The 18,820-nt window shown below is 37.5% G+C and carries 18 protein-coding genes, 1 tRNA gene and 1 pseudogene; 9 read left to right on the top strand and 11 right to left on the bottom strand.

Annotation, left to right across the window (positions count from 1 at the left end):
• The 3 genes and pseudogenes from ACY651_RS13060 to ACY651_RS13050 all read right to left on the bottom strand — a co-directional run.
• Positions 1-861: IS91 family transposase (locus ACY651_RS13060; protein ID WP_462253425.1), on the bottom strand; the 861-nt coding region annotated here is incomplete at its 3' end.
• Positions 862-871: 10 nt separating this feature from the next.
• A pseudogene (locus ACY651_RS13055) lies at positions 872-1,009 on the bottom strand (hypothetical protein); the annotation flags it as partial.
• Positions 1,003-1,833 carry a tyrosine-type recombinase/integrase gene (locus ACY651_RS13050; RefSeq protein WP_462253423.1) on the bottom strand — a complete coding sequence of 277 codons (831 nt, stop codon included), beginning with the start codon at positions 1,831-1,833 and terminating at the stop codon, positions 1,003-1,005. The gene ACY651_RS13050 and the pseudogene ACY651_RS13055, both read right to left, overlap by 7 nt.
• A 444-nt stretch (positions 1,834-2,277) precedes the next feature.
• Between ACY651_RS13050 and ACY651_RS13045 the strand changes: the two genes are divergently transcribed.
• The 4 genes from ACY651_RS13045 to ACY651_RS13030 all read left to right on the top strand — a co-directional run bounded on the left by ACY651_RS13045 (position 2,278) and on the right by ACY651_RS13030 (position 4,123).
• Positions 2,278-2,730, top strand: a complete 453-nt coding sequence (locus tag ACY651_RS13045) for a hypothetical protein (protein WP_462253421.1) — start codon at positions 2,278-2,280, stop codon at positions 2,728-2,730.
• A gap of 224 nt (positions 2,731-2,954) precedes the next feature.
• On the top strand, positions 2,955-3,188 hold the full coding sequence (locus ACY651_RS13040; protein ID WP_462253419.1) for a thioredoxin family protein: 234 nt from the start codon (positions 2,955-2,957) through the stop codon (positions 3,186-3,188).
• 72 nt (positions 3,189-3,260) lie between these two features.
• Complete coding sequence (locus ACY651_RS13035) at positions 3,261-3,524, top strand: DUF2024 family protein (protein WP_462253417.1); 264 nt, start codon at positions 3,261-3,263, stop codon at positions 3,522-3,524.
• A 2-nt stretch (positions 3,525-3,526) separates the two neighbouring features.
• Positions 3,527-4,123: a MarR family winged helix-turn-helix transcriptional regulator gene (locus tag ACY651_RS13030; protein WP_462253415.1), complete on the top strand. Its 597-nt coding sequence runs from the start codon at positions 3,527-3,529 to the stop codon at positions 4,121-4,123.
• Positions 4,124-4,301: 178 nt separating this feature from the next.
• Here ACY651_RS13030 and ACY651_RS13025 read toward each other — a convergent pair whose 3' ends face one another.
• Entirely contained in the window at positions 4,302-5,186 is an 885-nt protein-coding gene (locus ACY651_RS13025; RefSeq protein WP_462253413.1) for an alpha/beta hydrolase, read from the bottom strand.
• A gap of 92 nt (positions 5,187-5,278) precedes the next feature.
• On the opposite strand from ACY651_RS13025, the gene ACY651_RS13020 reads away from it, so the two are divergent.
• The 5 genes from ACY651_RS13020 (at position 5,279) to ACY651_RS13000 (ending at position 11,027) form a co-directional block, all read left to right on the top strand.
• A complete protein-coding gene (locus tag ACY651_RS13020) occupies positions 5,279-6,232 on the top strand; it encodes an ATP-grasp domain-containing protein (RefSeq protein WP_462253411.1) in 954 nt (317 codons plus the stop codon).
• Entirely contained in the window at positions 6,229-6,870 is a 642-nt protein-coding gene (locus tag ACY651_RS13015) for a Uma2 family endonuclease (protein ID WP_462253409.1), read from the top strand. The genes ACY651_RS13020 and ACY651_RS13015 overlap by 4 nt, the downstream gene beginning before the upstream one ends.
• Before the next feature lie 12 nt (positions 6,871-6,882).
• Positions 6,883-7,995, top strand: a complete 1,113-nt coding sequence (locus ACY651_RS13010) for a carboxylate-amine ligase (RefSeq protein WP_462253407.1) — start codon at positions 6,883-6,885, stop codon at positions 7,993-7,995.
• Positions 7,996-8,047: 52 nt separating this feature from the next.
• Positions 8,048-8,121, top strand: a tRNA-Arg gene (locus ACY651_RS13005).
• A gap of 200 nt (positions 8,122-8,321) precedes the next feature.
• Positions 8,322-11,027, top strand: a complete 2,706-nt coding sequence (locus tag ACY651_RS13000) for a family 78 glycoside hydrolase catalytic domain (RefSeq protein WP_462253405.1) — start codon at positions 8,322-8,324, stop codon at positions 11,025-11,027.
• A gap of 103 nt (positions 11,028-11,130) precedes the next feature.
• Here ACY651_RS13000 and ACY651_RS12995 read toward each other — a convergent pair whose 3' ends face one another.
• The 7 genes from ACY651_RS12995 to clpB all read right to left on the bottom strand — a co-directional run bounded on the left by ACY651_RS12995 (position 11,131) and on the right by clpB (position 18,702).
• The gene (locus ACY651_RS12995) at positions 11,131-11,760 is read right to left on the bottom strand and encodes a Crp/Fnr family transcriptional regulator (protein WP_462253403.1); all 630 of its coding nucleotides are present in this window, start codon (positions 11,758-11,760) and stop codon (positions 11,131-11,133) included.
• Positions 11,761-11,822: 62 nt separating this feature from the next.
• Positions 11,823-12,323: a YeeE/YedE family protein gene (locus tag ACY651_RS12990; RefSeq protein ID WP_462253401.1), complete on the bottom strand. Its 501-nt coding sequence runs from the start codon at positions 12,321-12,323 to the stop codon at positions 11,823-11,825.
• Positions 12,324-12,333: 10 nt separating this feature from the next.
• Entirely contained in the window at positions 12,334-12,903 is a 570-nt protein-coding gene (locus tag ACY651_RS12985; RefSeq protein WP_462253399.1) for a YeeE/YedE family protein, read from the bottom strand.
• Between the two features lie 43 nt (positions 12,904-12,946).
• Complete coding sequence (locus ACY651_RS12980) at positions 12,947-14,362, bottom strand: MBL fold metallo-hydrolase (RefSeq protein ID WP_462253397.1); 1,416 nt, start codon at positions 14,360-14,362, stop codon at positions 12,947-12,949.
• A gap of 114 nt (positions 14,363-14,476) precedes the next feature.
• Positions 14,477-15,271, bottom strand: coding sequence for a sulfite exporter TauE/SafE family protein (locus ACY651_RS12975; RefSeq protein WP_462253395.1), 795 nt, complete (start codon positions 15,269-15,271; stop codon positions 14,477-14,479).
• A gap of 158 nt (positions 15,272-15,429) precedes the next feature.
• A complete protein-coding gene (locus ACY651_RS12970) occupies positions 15,430-15,996 on the bottom strand; it encodes a DsbA family protein (RefSeq protein ID WP_462253393.1) in 567 nt (188 codons plus the stop codon).
• Between the two features lie 75 nt (positions 15,997-16,071).
• The gene (gene clpB, locus ACY651_RS12965) at positions 16,072-18,702 is read right to left on the bottom strand and encodes an ATP-dependent chaperone ClpB (RefSeq protein WP_462253391.1); all 2,631 of its coding nucleotides are present in this window, start codon (positions 18,700-18,702) and stop codon (positions 16,072-16,074) included.
• Positions 18,703-18,820 lie beyond the last annotated feature (118 nt).

Raw genomic sequence — 18,820 nt, 5'->3', positions numbered from 1 at the left:
TACGGCGTTAAGCCGGGTGGTTTTGCCATGATTGTGCAAAAAACCATAGTGCCTGATCTTTACATAACGCCGGGGTAAAAAATGCAGCTCAAAGCGGCGTAAAAATTCTGCAATGCTTAAAGTCATTGTTTTTTGTTTGCCTGCATCGGCGTAATCCTTGTACTTAAAAGTTATGCTATGTTCGGTAATGTTAACGATGCGGTGTTTGGTAATGGCTACTTTATGACTGTAACGCCCCAGGTATTCAACTACCGAAGCCACACTGCCAAAGGGACTTTTGGCATATACGTTCCAGCTTTTAAAGCCGGCTTTTTTGAGGATATTTTCTGTATCAAGTCCTTCGGTTTGTAACAAACCCTGCACACAGTGTTCTGCGGGCAATAAAAGCAAGCGTAACTTTTTTAAGAAGATGGCTTTATATACCGTTTTTAAGGCCGCTGCCGGAAACAAAAATTTGTCGTTTTCCCTTTTGGCCTGTACCCAGCTTTTATCCTTTACACCTCCGCCACTCACTATGCAGTGCAGGTGCGGATGAAAGCTTAAATCCTGACCCCAGGTATGCAGCACGGCGGTAATGCCACAGGTGGCGCCAAGATACTGAGCATCGGCGCTAAACTGTAAAAGCGTTTGTGAGGCTGCTTCAAACAACAGGTTAAACATGGCTTTGCGGTTGCCAAGTATCAAAGGGTTAAACTCATGCGGTACAGTAAACACCACGTGATAATAAGCCGTTGGAAAAAGCTGTGCCGTAAGGTTTTCTACCCACTGCTCTTTTTTTAAGCCACCACAGTTGGCCCCGCCATGGCGGGGGGTTACCACAGCTATGGTATTGCTGATGGATATGATTGCAGTTTTTATCATCGCATTTGTAATAATGCATACCCAGGGCGGCCGTATGGCAGCCATGCAACTGATTAAAAATATGCCGGCTGTATGTATTGCCATGCTGCAGGCAGGGGTGGTTAAAAACCTGTTGTAACTGCACACCAATGGGTACGGTGCTCAACATTTATTTTGCATAACGGTATCAAATGGAGATACAATGGCCGCACGTTTGCTTTGCTGCAGGTGCAGGTAAATCATGGTAGTATCCAGGTTACTGTGGCCAAGCAGTTCTTTAATGGTATGTATATCGGTGCCTGCATCCAGTAAATGAGTAGCAAAGGAATGCCTGAGGGTATGTGCCGAATAATCTTTGCCCCCCAAACCTATTTTGGTAATGTACAATTGTAAAAAATGCTGAATGCTGCGTTCATGCATGGGAGCCCCGGCACGCTGGCCTTCAAACAAATATGTTTTGGGCCTGTAGCTTTTGAAATAGGTACGCAACGGTTCCAGCAGATCTTTAGGTAAAATGGTAAACCTGTCTTTACCGCCTTTGCCTGCAACTACTTTCAACTGGTAACTTTTGCTGTCTATATCGGTGAGTTTGATCTTACGCAGTTCGTTCATGCGCACGCCGCTGCCATAAAATAAGCTCACCACCATCAAATGTTTTTGATTGCTGATAACTGCCAGCAATTGCTGAATCTGCGCTACACTGAATACCTGGGGCAGTTTATGTGTTTTACGGGGGTAAAAAGCCGATGGCACAATGAATGCTGATGGATACACATGCTTATAATAAAAGCTGCAGGACTGTGCTACCTGGTGGCATTTTTCACGCCCCACGCCATGCTCTTTAATAATAAAGCTGATGTAATTGATAATGTCCTGCTGACTGATGGAACAAGGCAACAGGTCGTGGTAGTGCGAAAAAAGAAAACGCATCTCCTGCATGTAATTGCGGATGGTTCGGGTGGCATACTGTTTGGCCAAAAGCGTGTTGTGCAATTGCTGAAGGCAAACCTGCGCTTCTGCTGATAGCGTTACTTTGCTGTACTCGTTTTTTTTAACATCTTAATTTGTTTTTAAATGAACACTTAAGATCGTAATTTTATTCTGTTAACAATACTTCGCCGTAGGTGTTGGTTCAACATTGGGTTTGCTGCAAGGCTGGCTGGACATTGGAGCAATGGTCATTTTATCGCTGTTGTGCTTCATCTGGGCTGGACAAACATTGTTGGGCTTTTGTTTGTTAACCTGTACTTTTATATCTTTAACCTGCCTGCCGGCAGGCAGGTCAGCAGCGGTTCCGGGCGGACGAGCGATGAATTCCAGCCCTGCAAGCAAGCCCTGCTCGTTGTACGTAATTTGGCGACAATTCCTAAGTTCGGTGTACTGACAAAATATAAATACAAATTGATAAAATATTTTAAATCAGAAAACTAACCATTTATGAAAATTGCATATAGCCTAATGTCAGTCATTTCATTCTTTCTCTTTGGTTGCGTTGAACAAGCCAAAAAATCATACCCCATTTTTGTTGTGACTGACACGTATAATCTAAATCAAAAAAAAGATTCAAAAGTAATTCCCCAAATCTATGAGTCTCAATCAGTGAGCGGGTTAATACTCGATTGCTCAAAATACAACTTTGCGTTATTCCAAAAAATGAATGAAAACAAACTTCCTGATCAAGTGCATATTATGTCACAAGCAGGATTATTTACCGTTAAATTAAATGCGCAGGGACAAACTATAATTGACAATTCGACAATGAAATCGATTGGTGGAAATAAAATACATTTTAGTGGATTTGCAAAAAGTGACACCGCAATGTTATTCATTGGCACAAAAAAGAATAATGTGATGGAAACTATTTGGCGTGGGAAAGTTGCTATCAAATAAATTACGTACAACACGAACTGGGTTTGCCAAAATGGGGGCGGACGGAAGCCGTGTTTCAACTTTTTGTTTTTCAATCTGGCAACACAACAACAACAACAACACACAACATTTCCTCATCCCCAGTTGGTCAAAAAATAATATTGCAGCTCTGTAGTATTATAATTAGGAATCCTTACTATATTTGTTATGGCAATTGTGTCATTAACAAATTAAAAAGTAAACAAATGAGTAAGTCAATTTTCTACCATGCAGGTTGCCCTGTATGTGTAAGTGCAGAACATGACATCATTAATCTTCTCGGAGCCAACAATGTGGACGTAGTTCACTTTGGTAACGACAAATCAAGAATTGACGAAGCAGAAAAAGCAGGGGTAAAATCTGTTCCTGCTTTGGTAACTCCAAACGGAAATGTGCTTCATATTAACTTTGGTGCATCAATGGCAGACGTAAAAGGTTAAAAACCTTTTAACAGCCAGTTTAGCAGAACAAACTGGCTGTTATTTTTCTTTCACTCAAAACAATATAAAATTATGCAGGTAGCAGTTTGGGACACTTACGTTACAAAAAAAGATGGAGCAGTTATGCATTTTGACATTATTACCCCCGACCACATAAAAGATGAAAAAACAATTCATACTTTTGGTAAGGAATACTTACTATCAAAAAATCAGGAAAATCAACCGTTGACAGCAAAAGAATGTAGTTTTTGTCATATTGAGAAAGCGACAGATGAAATGGCGCTAAGTATTCAGCAAAAAGGATATTATATTATTGAAATGCAAAACTGTAAATAAATTTGTCGGTATTTAATTTAGATAATCAAAATGTGAATCTTGACAACAAAATAGTTGCAGGACTGGAACGCTTATCACAAGTGTTTAGAATTCTACTTTGGGAGAAAGCCAAAGAACATAGTTTAAGCCCAATCCAAATACAGCTATTAATTTTCATTCGGCATCATTCAGCAGACAAAACTACCATAAGCTACCTTGCACAAGAATTTAATTTTACCAAGCCGACAATTAGTGATGCTATAAAAATTTTGGAGCAAAAAAAATTAATTCAAAAGATAACTGACCAAACTGACACCAGAAGTTACACTATAAATTTAACTACAACGGGCAAGAAAATTGTTTTAGAAACAGAAAACTTTGCCAATCCCCTGACAGAAATTATATCTGCAGCAAATGACACTGCCAAAATAGTTTTATGGGAAAATATATCAAATCTTATAGTAACCCTAAATAAACTGGAAATAATAAGTGTTCAGAGGACTTGTTTTAACTGTAAACATTATTCCATCAAAAATAAAACTCACTTTTGTAATCTGCTTGACCTAAAACTATTAACAAAGGACATAAGAATTGACTGCGGAGAATTTGAAATGGCATAAAACATGGGATGCACAAGGCCGAACAGCTAACATTGGTATTGCCAATAGTGGGGCTGGACATTGGAGCAATCAACAGCGGTCATTTATTAATTTAGCTTCAGTGCCGGGCTGACAGTTGGTTAATTTGTTGTTAGACATTCGTTAGATTTTTTAAAAAATAAAACAAATTATAATAACTTTATTTAGTTTGGCAATTCTCCATTACACCCCATCCCCATTTTAAAAAATCCGGAAAAGCTTTTGCCCAGGTAGGTACATCATGTTTGCCATCCTGTAATTCTACATATTTAATATCAGTTTCTTTGTGGTAACCTTTTGCAACCAATTCGTCAATCAAACTTATGGCATCATCAATGGAATCAATAACACCATTATTGTTTCTGTCTGCCGTTTCATCTAAAGTACCCACTTCAAAAAAGAATTTAAGCCATGGTGCGTAATTACCTTTTTTAATTTGACTGTGCATAATTCTGTCGGTGGTTTCATCAAAATCCACATCATCCTGGTCAGTATCCCGCCACCATAACGAACCACTGAAAACCCCTACTCTTTTAAATTCGTGGGGATAATTCCAAACTATATCCAAAGCACTTAATCCACCTAAAGAAAAACCAGCAAATGATTTTTCTTTAAATGATTGAATGGAATATTTTTTTCTGATAAAGGGTAAAAGTTCTTCAAAAATAAAAGAAGTGTATGACCCGGCTTTAGCTCCCCGGCCCTTGTAATCTAAAATTTTAGCAGTACCATACTCATTTTTTCTATCTGCACTGCAGTGGATACCAATACATAATAAAGGGCTGATGCTTTCATTTTCATACAAATTTTCCAATATCCCCGAAAAATTCATTGTCACTAAATCCTGGCCGTCGTTTATTAATAAAAGGTTAACCGGCTCCTGTATTGCAGAGGGTAAATAACAATCAACTTTTACATCTCTTTTTAAAAAATAAGATTCGAGTACGTAATTTTCTACAATAACACCAGTCATTTTTTCTCTCTCCATAGTCTCAAAAGTAAGAAAAGAAGATGAAAACAGGTAATACTGGCTTAACATCAGCATGTAAACAATATTTTTTTTATTGGCAGCTAAAAAATATATTTGAATACGCTTAAAACATAATTATATTTTATCAATAAATAAAACCAACTGATATGAAGAAAATTGGTGTGCTCTTCGGCAAAGAAAGAAGCTTCCCCATGGCTTTTGTTGAAAGGGTTAACAGTAAAAAAATTGACGGCATTGTTGCCGAGGCTGTACAAATTGACAAGGTAATGCAGGGTGAGCCAAGCGGCTATGCAGTTATCTTCGACAGAATTAGCCAGGACGTTCCGTTTTACAGGGCGTATTTAAAAAATGCAGCACTCTGCGGCACCACAGTAATTAACAACCCCTTTTGGTGGAGTGCCGATGAAAAGTTTTTTAATAATTGCCTGGCAACAAAAATCGGTGTGCCGGTTCCTAAAACTGTAATACTGCCCAGTAAAGATTTACCTGCTGATACTACCGACGAATCTTTCAGCAACTTAGCCTACCCGTTAGACTGGGAAGGAATTTTTAAATACATCGGTTTTCCTGCATACATGAAGCCATTTGCCGGTGGCGGATGGAAAAGTGTTTACCAGTTAAACAGTATTGAAGAATTTTTTGAAAAGCATGCCGAAACAGAACAACTGGTTATGATGCTGCAGGAAGAAATTAAATTTACAGAATACTACCGTTGTTATTGTATTGGCGGAAAGTATGTACGCATTATGCCTTACGAGCCACGTAACCCACATGCATTGCGCTATGTTGCCGATTTTAAACCTACACCGGAAAAGTATAAGGAGATGGAAGATATTGTACTGCGTATCTGCCGTTATTTAGGTTATGATTTTAATACAGTAGAATTGGCTTTACGTGACGGTGTACCTTATGCCATTGATTTTTGCAACCCTGCACCCGATGCAGAAGTAACCAGTGTGGGGCAGGAAAATTTTGATTGGGTGGTAGAAACTGCTGCCAATTATGCTATTGAAAAAGCAATGGAACATAAAGAGAATGCGGATAATTTAACCTGGGGTGAGTATATTAAACGCAGCAGCAATAAGCAAAAATTGTATTGAAAAATTATTTAACCATACAAAAAGAAGATTTTACCGAAGTAAAAGTTGAAGAGCCGCAAAGCCCTTACGGCTTTACTTATGCGGATTATTTAACCTGGAACTTTAAAGAAAGAATTGAATTGATAAGGGGAAAGATTTTTAAAATGAGCCCGGCTCCATCGGTACCACATCAAAAAATTTCTATTAATATAGAAAACAAGTTCACCATTTTTTTAGATGGCAAGCCCTGTAATATGCTTCATGCCCCAGTTGATGTAAAATTAAAAGGCAAGCCTTTTAGAAAGAAGAAATTACGGGATGATGAAATAACAACAGTTGTACAGCCTGATATTATTGTTGTTTGTGACCAGGAGAAACTGCAAGATATTCGAAGCGTAGATGGTGCCCCGGACCTTGTTGTAGAAATATTAAGCCCCGGAAATACAAAAACAGAAACTAAATACAAATTAGATTTATACGAAGAAAACTGCGTTCTGGAATATTGGGTGGTTTACCCGGAGTATAAACAGATACATGTATTTATTTTAAACAAAGATGAAAAATACAGCAAGCCTGTTATTTACGAAAGCGGAGAAAATATTTATTCTGTAATTTTAAAAGGCCTGAGTATTCCCACTGATGAAATTTTTAAACTCTAATTAAATTACAACATGGCAAATCTATCTTACAAACATTTTACACTTGGTGTGGAAGAAGAATATATGGTGATTGATCCAGTAACAAGGGAACTGAAAAGCCATGAACAAAAAATTGTTCAGGAAGGCCAAAAAGTTATTAAAGACAAAGTAAAAGCTGAGATGCACCAGGCCGTGGTGGAAGTAGGCACAGATATTTGCAACGATGTAGATGAAGCTTTTATGGATGTGAGTACACTGCGTAAAACCATCAGCGGTATTGCAGGCGAATTGGGTTTATGGGTTGGTGCATCGGGCACACATCCCTTCAGCCACTGGGAAAGCCAGTTAATTACACAACATGCCCGGTACGATGAAATAGTAAACGAATTGCAGGAGGCAGCACGTAGCAATTTAATTTTTGGGCTACACGTACACGTTGGTATGGAAACCAGGGAAATGGCAATACATATTGCCAACAGTGCAAGGTATTTTTTACCTCACATTTATGCATTAAGCACTAACTCGCCTTTTTGGGAAGGCAGGTTAACAGGATATAAATCTTTCCGCACAAAAGTATTTGATAAATTTCCACGAACAGGCATACCCGATTTTTTTGAAAGTATAGAAGCTTACGACAATTATGTAAACCTGTTAATAAAAACCAATTGTATAGATAACGCAAAAAAGATTTGGTGGGATTTAAGGGTACATCCTTTCTTTAATACGGTGGAGTTTCGCATTTGCGATATACCCATGACGGTGCAGGAAACTATTTCTATTGCAGCATTATTTCAGGGCATTTGTGCCAAACTTTACAAGCTACGTAGCCAGAACCTGAATTTTATGATGTACAGCAGGGCTTTGTTAAACGAAAATAAATGGCGGGCCGGCAGGTACGGCATTGATGGCAGCCTGATAGATTTTGGCAAAGAAAGCGAGGTAAATACCAGGGTTTTACTGTATGAATTGTTAGACTTTATTGATGATGTGGTGCCACATTTGGGCAGCCGCCACGCAGTAAACAATGTGCATAAAATGATTGAGCAAGGCACCGGCGCCGACAGGCAGTTAAAAGTATATGAAGAAAGCAAAAATTTGGTGAATGTGGTGGACTATATTCATGAAAGTTTTTTAGCAGGCCTGTAAATGTTTGGACAGAAAAGATAATGTGGCTATATTTGCAGCCCATTTAATTACTGGCTGCGTAGCTCAACTGAATAGAGCATCTGACTACGGATCAGAAGGTTTTAGGTTTGAATCCTAACGCGGTCACTATAAGAGATTATCCAAAAGATGATCTCTTTTTTATTCCCATTGTTTTTACTGCCAGCATCTTAAATCAAATTTACAATTATTGATACAAAAGCAGCATCCTCTAGCCCACCTGCTAAATAATTAAAAATCAGTTATATTTAACCATACATTGAAAGATTTAAGATTATAAAAAATTAACCCTTTATAAAATTTTGCTGATGAAAAAAATATTCTTCCTGCCTATTAGCTTATTATTTGTTAGCCTATTTTTAAACGCACAGATTGCGGTAACAAATCTGCTTACTGAAAATGAAACCAACCCGGTAAGTATAGATGCTGCCTCTCCCCGCTTTAGCTGGCAGTTAACAAGCAGTAAAAAAAATGTTTTGCAAACTGCATACGAGTGTAAAGTAATGGACGGAAAAAATGTTGTTTGGAAAACTGGTAAAATAGCATCGCAGCAATCGGTAATGATACCTTATGCAGGCACTGCATTACAATCGGGAAAGCAATATACCTGGCAGGTAAAAGTTTGGGATAATTATGGCGCTGCATCAGCATGGAGTAATGCTGCAGTTTTTAATATGGGTTTACTTAGTGCCGGTGATTGGAAAGCAAAATGGATTGAAGCAGACTTTGCAGAAGACAGTGTAAACCGTCCGGCGCAATATTTTAGAAAACTATTTTCTCTTAATAAAAAAATAAAAAACGCCACTGCCTATATTACTGCACATGGCATGTACGAAGCACAAATTAATGGCAAACGTGTGGGTGATTATTATCTTACTCCCGGCTGGACAAGTTATAACCACCGGCTGCAATACCAGCAATACGATGTTACAGCAATGATGAGCAATGGAGAAAATGCCGTGGGAATTGTTGCAGGAACCGGATGGTACCGTGGTTATTTAGCATGGGATAACAATAAAAATATCTACGGTAAAAAAACGGGCATTTTATTTCAACTGCAAATTGAATACAGCGATGGAACAACGCAAACTATTGTTTCGGATGAAAGCTGGAAATCATCTTATGGCGCCATTAGGTATTCAGAAATTTATAATGGTGAAACTTATGATGCAAGAGAAGAAAAAAAAGATTGGGCAACAGTAAAGTTTAATGATGCCGATTGGTATAATGTAACAATTGGTGCCGCAGATAAAGCAAACTTAACAGCCACTTATAATGAACCAATAAAAAAACATGAGCAATTTAAACCCATTAAAATCTTTACCACTGCCAAAGGAGAATTGGTGGCAGACTTTGGACAGAACCTGGTGGGATGGGTACAATTAAAAGTAAAAGGAAATAAAGGCGATAAAATAACTTTACATCATACAGAAGTGCTGGATAAAGCCGGAAATTTTTACACAGAAAATCTCAGGGTGGCCAAACAGCAAACTACTTATATTTTAAAAGGAGGAGAAGAAGAATTTTTTGAGCCGCACTTTACGTTTCAGGGTTTCCGTTATATTAAGGTAGAAGGTTTTGCTGGACAATTGAAGCCTGAAAATATTACCGCTGTAGCTTTATACTCTGATATGAAACCAACTGGCACATTTACTTCTTCCAATACACTCATCAATCAATTACAACATAATATTCAGTGGGGGCAAAAAGGCAATTTTTTAGATGTGCCAACTGATTGTCCGCAAAGGGATGAACGGCTTGGATGGACGGGTGATGCACAGGCATTTTCCCGTACTGCTACATTTAATTTTGGTGTAAATAATTTTTTTTCTAAATGGATGAAAGACCTTGCATACGACCAGCAGCCCAATGGCAGTGTGCCCTATGTTGTACCCAATGTATTAGGTGCCGGCGCCGGTGGCTCTGCAGGCTGGGCCGATGCTGCAACCATTATACCCTGGAATGTTTACCTGGCTTATGGCGATAAACAAATTTTAAAAGATCAGTACAGCAGCATGAAAGCATGGGTTGGTTACATGGAGAAAGCCAGTAAAAATTATTTGTGGAACACCGGTTTTCATTTTGGTGATTGGTTATTCTACCGTCCGTTTGATGATAATGATGGCCGCTCTGCAGTTACCGATAAATATTTTATTGCTCAATGTTTTTTTGCATATTCCACACAGCTATTATTAAATACCGCAACGGTGCTGGGTAAAACAGAAGACGTTACCTACTACACCAATTTGCTTCAAAAAGTTAAAGACGCTTTTGTAAAAGAATATGTAACTGCAAACGGCAGGCTGGTTTCGGGTACACAAACGGCTTATGTACTGGCATTGCATTTTGATATGCTGCCGGAATCATTTCGTAAACCCACTTCAGAAAAACTGGCAGATAATATTAAAAATTATGGCAACCATTTAACCACCGGTTTTTTAGGCACGCCCTATATCTGCCATGTGTTAAGCAGGTTCGGTTACACAGATATAGCTTATAAATTATTATTGCAGGAAACCTATCCCTCCTGGTTATACCCTGTAAAAATGGGCGCCACTACTATTTGGGAAAGATGGGACGGTATAAAACCCGACAGTACATTCCAGGTACCATCAATGAATTCTTTTAATCATTATGCTTACGGTGCCATTGGCGATTGGATGTACCGTGTAATGGTTGGGCTGGATACTTACGAAGATGGGCCGGGTTATAAGCACATTAAAATACAACCACATATTGGCGGCGGTTTTACACATGCGTCGGCAAGCCTGCAAACTTATTATGGCACACTCAGCAGTGGATGGAAAACAGAAGCAGGTAAAATTATTTTAGATGTAGAAATTCCTGCAAACACCACTGCAACAGTTTATGTACCTGCAGCTAACGCAGAAGCAATAACAGAAAACGGAACTGCATTATCTTCTTTAAAAGACATTACAGTAACAGGAAAAGAAAATGATTTTGTAATATTAAAAATTGGTTCGGGTAAATATCATTTTGAGGTAATGAAATAATAAATAAAAACTTAGCTATTGTGCAGCAGTTACAATAAAAATATAGTTAGGTGAAAAGTATAAACTAATAAAGAAATAAATTAGCAGTAAAATATGAATTCAATTAAAACTCATTCATTAGTTTTATTTCGTTGCGGTATAAAATAATTTTTTTATCATTTTCTAATTGTTTCAGCAGCCTTGATACTACCACTCTTGAAGTATGCAGTTCATCGGCAATAAGATAGTGCGATGCTTTAATTACACTGGAACCGGAGAGGCGTTTTTTTTCTTTTAAATAAGCAATTAATCTTTCATCTAATTTATGAAAGGCAATGCTTTCAATAGATTTAAGTAATTCTAAAAAGCGTTCATTAAAACTACGCATGATATAATTTTTCCAGCCTGGGTATTTACAAAGCCATTCGTCCAGTTTGTTGTGTGGTATGGCAATTAATTCCACATCTTCCTCTGCGATGGCTTTTACTTCGCTTTTTTTAGCTTCAATACAACAACTGTAAGCCATAGAGCAACTTTCGTTGCTGGATAAATAATACAGTAAAATTTCATTACCGCTTTCATCCATCCTGAAAACTTTAATGGTGCCTTTTACAATAATTGGCATCATGCGGATATATTTTCCATAATCCATAATAAGGTCGCCTTCCTTAAAATGTTTTACCTCGCCAAACTGGTAAATTTCTTTTACTAAAGCCGGTTCAAAAGTTGCATCAAAATTTGTTTTATTATCCATATACAAATATCAAATTAATGAGCTAGAAAAATTGCTTATTAATTTAATAATTCTGCGTTATTCTAATGCGGCAATTTTTCTCTCACATATCCATACACCCATGTGCCTGCAATGGCACTTAGTAAAGTAACTGCAACAACCGTTGCTCCTGTGCCTATTTGTGCAAACAGCGGACCCGGGCATGCACCCGTTATAGCCCAGCCTAAACCAAATAATAACCCACCGTATACCTGGCCTTTATTAAATGTTTTTTTATGAAACTCAATCTGCTCACCGTAAATAGTTTTGATGTTGAACTTTTTTATCAGCCAAACAGAAATCATACCGACTACCACTGCACTGCCTATTACACCATACATGTGAAAAGATTGCAATCGAAACATTTCCTGTATGCGGAACCAACTGATAATTTCTGCTTTTACAAAAACAATCCCGAATGCCAAACCAACAATTAAGTATTTTATATTGTGGTACCATTTATGTGTAAGCTTGCTTTCATTAACACATATTGTATCAAGAGAACGAACTTCAAAATCTGTATTTCTAATTGCTATTTTTTGCATGAAATATTTTTTAAAGAGAAAGAATAAATGGAAGTACAAGATTAGCCATAATAAAACCACCAACCATAAAACAGCAGGTAGCAATTAATGATGGCCATTGCAATGTAGATAAACCCATAATGGCATGGCCGCTGGTACATCCACCGGCATACCTTGTACCAAAGCCAACCATAAAACCTCCCACCACTATTAATAAAAACCCTTTTACAGAAATTAAACTCTGCCAGTTAAAAATTTGTTTTGGCATAAGACTGCTGTAATCGGTAATGCCGTAGCCAGATAATTCTGCAGCCAGTTTAGGATTAATTTGTATTGCATCTAAATTTGCCAGTAAATTAATCGCTATCATTCCACCAAAAAAGATACCGGTTACAAAAAATAAATTCCAGGCTTCTTTTTTCCAGTCGTATTTAAAAAAAGGAATGTTAGCAGGCAAACATGCCGCACATATATGGCGCAGGGAGGAGCTGATGCCAAAAGATTTATTTCCGATTATTAAAAGTGTTGGTACTGTTAATCCTATCAGTGGCCCGGCTACATACCAGGGCCAGGGTTGTTTAATCCATTCTATAAAACTCATAATTATTTTTATATTTTTTTAATTAAATAATGCAGGTTAAAAATTACGTTTTCATCACCTTACTCTGGCATACAAAATCTGTTTTAGGAAGAGTTGTTTTACTGATAGCATCAAACCCTCCTTCTATCTCCGTAAAATTTCTATACCCCCGTGCCTGTAAAATTGATGCTGCCATCATACTGCGGTAACCGCCGGCACAATGCAGAAAAAAATGTTCTTCGGGATTTATATCTTTTATCCATTCGTTAATTGCAGCTAACGGTCTGTTATAAGCTTCATCCACATGCTCTGCTGCATACTCGGTTTCTTTACGAACATCTATAATTTTATCTTCTCCAATAGTAACATTTTTTGCAAATTCAGCTGCAGTTATTCTATCAATAACATCAGCTTGTTTACCCGATGCCAGCCATGCAGCAAAGCCGCCTTTTAAATGCCCCATTACATTATCAAAACCAACACGGCTTAAACGGGTTACTGTTTCTTCCTCAAGCCCTTCATCAGTTACTAATAGCAAAGGTTGCTTTACATCAATAATTAAAGCACCCACCCACGGCGCAAAATCGCCTGCTAATCCTATGTTTACAGATTGCGGAATAAAGCATTTATAAAAATCTGTATTGGCCCTTGTATCTAATATTAATGCTTCAGTATTTTCTGCCGCTGCTTCAAATTCATCCGGCGTTAACGCTCTCATCCCATTATTTAAAACTGTTTCAAAACTTTCATAACCTTTTTTATTCATGGCTACATTTAAGCCAAAATAAGCAGGTGGCGGCAGCAAACCATCGGTAACTGCTTTTACAAAAGCTTCTTTGTTAGGCTGGTTTAAAGCATAGTTCATTTTTTTTTGATTGCCCAAAGTATCCACAGTTTCCTTCATCATATTTTTTCCGCAGGCACTACCGGCGCCGTGTGCAGGATAAACAATTACATCATCTGCCAGTGGCATAATTTTATTATTCAAACTTTCGTACAGCAACCCAGCCAGTTCATCCTGCGTCATGTGTGCTGCTTTTTGCGCCAGGTCGGGCCGGCCCACATCACCAAGAAATAAAGTATCGCCGCTAAAGATGCAATAGTCTTTTCTATTCTCGTCCTTTAAAAGATAGGTTGTGCTTTCCATAGTATGACCAGGTGTGTGCAATACTTTAATGATAATATTTCCAATTTTAAATTCTTCATTATCTTTTGCAGCAATAAATTTAAAATCTGGTTTTGCAGTAGGACCGTACACAATTGCTGCTCCGGTACTTTTTGCCAAATCTAAATGGCCGCTTACAAAATCTGCATGAAAGTGCGTTTCAAAAATATACTTAAGTTTAACGCCATCTTTCTGCAGCCTTTTTAGATAAGGTTCCGTTTCCCTGAGCGGATCAACAATAGCAGCTTCGCCATTGCTGGTAATGTAATAAGCGCCCTGTGCAAGGCATCCGGTATATATTTGTTCTATGTTCATTTTATTTTTTATTTTATTGTACAAATATGTTTAATAATTAAAACAGTTTTGGTAACATTTGTTGCATTTAAAAAATAGAAATTTATTTAATGATTTTCTAAATGACTCCTCTGCTTAAAAAAATATTTCTTTAACAAGAATATAAAGTCCCATTATCAAAACAAACCATCCAAATCCTTTTTTTAAATTATCGCCTTCTACTTTTTTTGCTAAAATCCCGCCAACAAAAATACCTGCAATAGCGATAAGTGTAATGCTGATTAAAAATTTCCAGTCAATTAAAAAATGCCCTAAATCCCCGGTAAAACCAATAAGTGAATTGAGTGCAATTATTAATAAAGAAGTACCAACAGCTTCTTTCATGGGCATTTTTAAAATTAGTACCAGTGCAGGTATAAGTAAAAAACCTCCGCCTGCTCCTAAAAAACCGGTAGCCAGCCCAATTAAAATACCATACAAAAGCAGTTTTGATATTTTATTTTCTTCCTTTATTACAACAGTTGTATAATTTATTTTTTTGTTTCTTATCATAGCTATTGAAGCCAGCAGCATTAAAATGGCAAACAATACCATAGTTGCTGTTGATTGGGTTACATAAAATTGTGAGGTATTAATTATAACTGCCGGAATTTTTGGTAACAATAATTTTCTTGTAACAAATACTGTTGTAATAGAAGCAATACCAAAAAGCAGCGCCGTTTTAATTTTTACAAACCCTTTTAGATAATTATTAAATGCGCCGGCTAAAGATGCAGTACCGACAATAAATAAAGAATAAGATGTTGCCAGCACAGGGCTTACACCAATAACATATACTAATATGGGAACAGTTAAAATAGATCCACCGCCACCAATTAAGCCTAAAGAAATACCTACCAACGCTGCTAAAGCATAACCTAAAATTTGCATGTTATTTTATTTTATCCTGCAGCAAAGATGTTGGTTATATTTTTTGCGGTTGGTTACAAAAGTTACATTGTTTGCAGCAGATTAACAGAAAATAAAAAATGTACCAATTCGAGCTGCAACAAAAAACCCCAACTTTTCAGTTGAGGTTTTTATAAATTTTATGCTCTTTGTTTTACCGGTGCTTTTTTCTTTACCTTTTTTAGTGCTGCTTCAATTGCAGTACTAAGGTTTTCGAAAGATCCTTTTACGGTTACCTGTTCGCCATTTACAAAAAATGCAGGAATTTCTTTTACACCTTTATTAACGCCATCCTGGTAATCGTTGCGTATTTGCCAGCCGTAAGTAGAGTTAATCAATTCATCTAAAAAATGCTTATTAACTACACCAGCTTCTTTAGAATATAATTTTAAACTGGTTGTACCTAATTGGCGGCGGTTTTCGAAAAGTATGTTGTGCATTTCCCAAAACTTACCCATTTGACCTGCAGCTAACGAAGCTTCTGCAGCCTTCATAGAGCGCTGGTGAATTTTTGTAAGGGGAAAATGACGGAAGCTGAATTTTATTCTGCCTTCAAATTCTACTAACAATTTTTTTACTACTTCATTTGCTTTTGCACAATCTTCGCTTTCGTAATCACCAAACTGTGTTAAGGTTACTGCTGCATCGGGGTTACCAACAAATATGTCTTTACTTGGGATGATTTCCACCACCTCTTTTACTTTCATTGCCATAATTTATCTTTTGTCTTTTTACTGCTGTTAAAAAACAACAGTTTGTTTTATTAATCTAATGTTTTACTATTATTTTTTTGCGGCTGCTTCTTTTTCCGGCTCATGCACATCGTTTCTAAAAACCACTGTGCCGTCAAATACATCTACCAAAACCGGTTTTGTTTTATCAATCGTTCCTGCAAGTATTTTTTTACTCAACTGGTTTACTATCTCTTTTTGTATCAGCCTTTTTAATGGCCTGGCACCAAATTGAGGATCGTATCCGTTTTCTGCCAGATAATCCAAAGCATAATCTCCAAACTGTAAATTAATACCGCTTTGTGCTACCAGTTGCCTTAAATTATCTAACTGAATTTTGATGATACCTTTAATCTCTTTCTTCATTAAAGGCTGAAACATAATCACTTCATCAATACGGTTTAAAAACTCCGGACGAATAGTTTGCCTTAGTAACACCATTACTTCATCTTTTGTTCTTTCTACCACCTCATCCTTGTTCTTTTCCGTTACTTTTTCAAAATTTTCCTGAATAATATGGCTACCCATATTACTCGTCATTATGATGATGGTATTTTTAAAATTTACTATACGACCTTTGTTATCCGTAAGCCTGCCATCATCCAATACTTGCAAAAGTACATTAAAAACGTCAGGATTTGCCTTTTCTATCTCATCAAGCAGTACAACACTGTAGGGTTTTCTCCTTACCGCCTCTGTTAACTGACCGCCTTCATCGTAACCAACGTAGCCCGGAGGCGCCCCAACAAGCCGGCTTACAGAGTGTTTTTCCTGGTATTCGCTCATGTCAATACGGGTCATCATGCCGTCATCATCAAACAAATAATCGGCTAAAGCCTTGGCCAGCTCTGTTTTACCAACACCGGTTGTACCAAGGAAAATAAAAGAACCAATAGGTTTTTTAGGATCCTGCAAACCCGCCCTGCTCCTGCGTATAGCATCTGATACTGCTTCAATCGCTTCATCTTGCCCCACTACCCTTTTGTGCAACTCTTCTTCCAGAAATAGCAGTTTTTCCCTTTCGCTTTGCAGCATTTTTGCTACAGGAATTCCTGTTGCCTTAGCCACATTTTCTGCAATATCTTCTGCATCAACTTCTTCTTTCAGCATCCGTTTTTCGCTGCTGCTATCCAGCTCTTTAGTTAAATCTTCTACAATCTTTTCCTGCTCCTGCACTTTGCCATAACGAATCTCTGCAACCTTGCCATAATCACCTTCTCTTTCTGCTTTTTCTGCAGATAACTTTAGTTGCTCAATGGCAGCTTTGGCATTTTGAATTTTTTCAACAATCTCTTTTTCCTGCTGCCATTTGGCTTTATAAGTATCTCTTTCTACAGAAAGATTAGCAATTTCTGTATTCAGTTCTTTTAATTTTACCGCATCATCTTCTCTTTTTATGGCTTCTCTTTCTATTTCTAACTGGCGAATTTGCCTTTCCAACTTATCCAGTTCTTCGGGCATGCTGTTCATTTCCAAACGAAGTTTGGCTGCACTTTCGTCAATTAAATCAATGGCTTTGTCGGGTAAAAAACGGTCGGTAATATAGCGGTGCGATAGTTCCACTGCAGCAATGATTGCCTCATCTTTTATACGCACATGATGGTAAGTTTCGTACCGGTCCTTTAATCCACGTAAAATTGAAACCGCATCTTCTATCGAAGGTTCGTCAATCATTACTTTATGAAAACGGCGTTCGAGCGCTTTATCTTTTTCAAAGAATTTTTGATACTCACTTAAGGTAGTGGCACCAATAGCCCTCAACTCTCCCCTTGCCAAAGCAGGTTTTAAAATATTGGCAGCGTCCATAGCTCCATCGCCACCGCCTGCGCCAACTAATGTGTGTATTTCGTCAATAAATAAAATAATTTCTCCGTCGCTGCTGCTTACTTCTTTTACCACGCTTTTTAGTCTTTCTTCAAACTCGCCTTTATATTTTGCACCGGCAATTAACTGCCCCATATCTAAAGCAAAAATGATTTTACTTTTTAAATTTTCTGGCACATCGCCGTTTACAATACGCATGGCCAATCCTTCGGCAATGGCAGTTTTACCCACACCCGGTTCACCCACCAAAATGGGGTTATTTTTACTTCTTCTTGATAAAATGTGCAGTGTTCTGCGTATTTCTTCATCTCTTCCAATAACAGGATCCAGCTTGCCCTGCCTTGCCATTTCAATTAAATTTTTAGCATACTTATTTAAAGCGTTAAACTGTGTTTCGCTGGTTTGAGAAGAAACGGTAGAACCTTTTTTTAATTCTTTAGTTGCAGCCACTAAACCTTTTTCGGTAAGGCCGGCATCTTTTAAAATTTTAGCGGTGTTATCATTTTGCTGCAGCAAAGCAATTAACAAATGCTCCGGTGCTACAAACTCATCGTTAAATTGTTTTAGAATATTAGAGGACCGCAGCAATACATTGTTCATATCCCTGCTTACATTTTGTGCAGGTTCGCCACTTGAAACTTTTGCCAGTTTGTTTATACTCTCTTTCAACTTTGTTTCTACAAAATTGATGTTAACGTTATTCTTTTTTAATAAAAATTCAATGGCAGAATCTGCATCATCCAATAAAGATTGCAGCAAATGCTCTGTTTCAATATTGGCATTATTATTATTAAATGCCAATTGTTGTGCATGCTGAATTCTTTCCTGCGATTTTATGGTTAAATTTTGTAAACTCATACCCCTCCGCCCCTAAAGGGGGACTTTTTTTAAATTGATGATTAAACTTTTTTTGCAGATTTTCATCTGATTGCATAGTATTACTCAAAAATCATTCATTTTTTTACTATACAAAAAC

Source organism: Ferruginibacter sp. (assembly GCF_031391665.1).
Lineage (GTDB): Bacteria > Bacteroidota > Bacteroidia > Chitinophagales > Chitinophagaceae > Ferruginibacter.
This window is presented reverse-complemented; position numbering and strand designations above follow the sequence as displayed.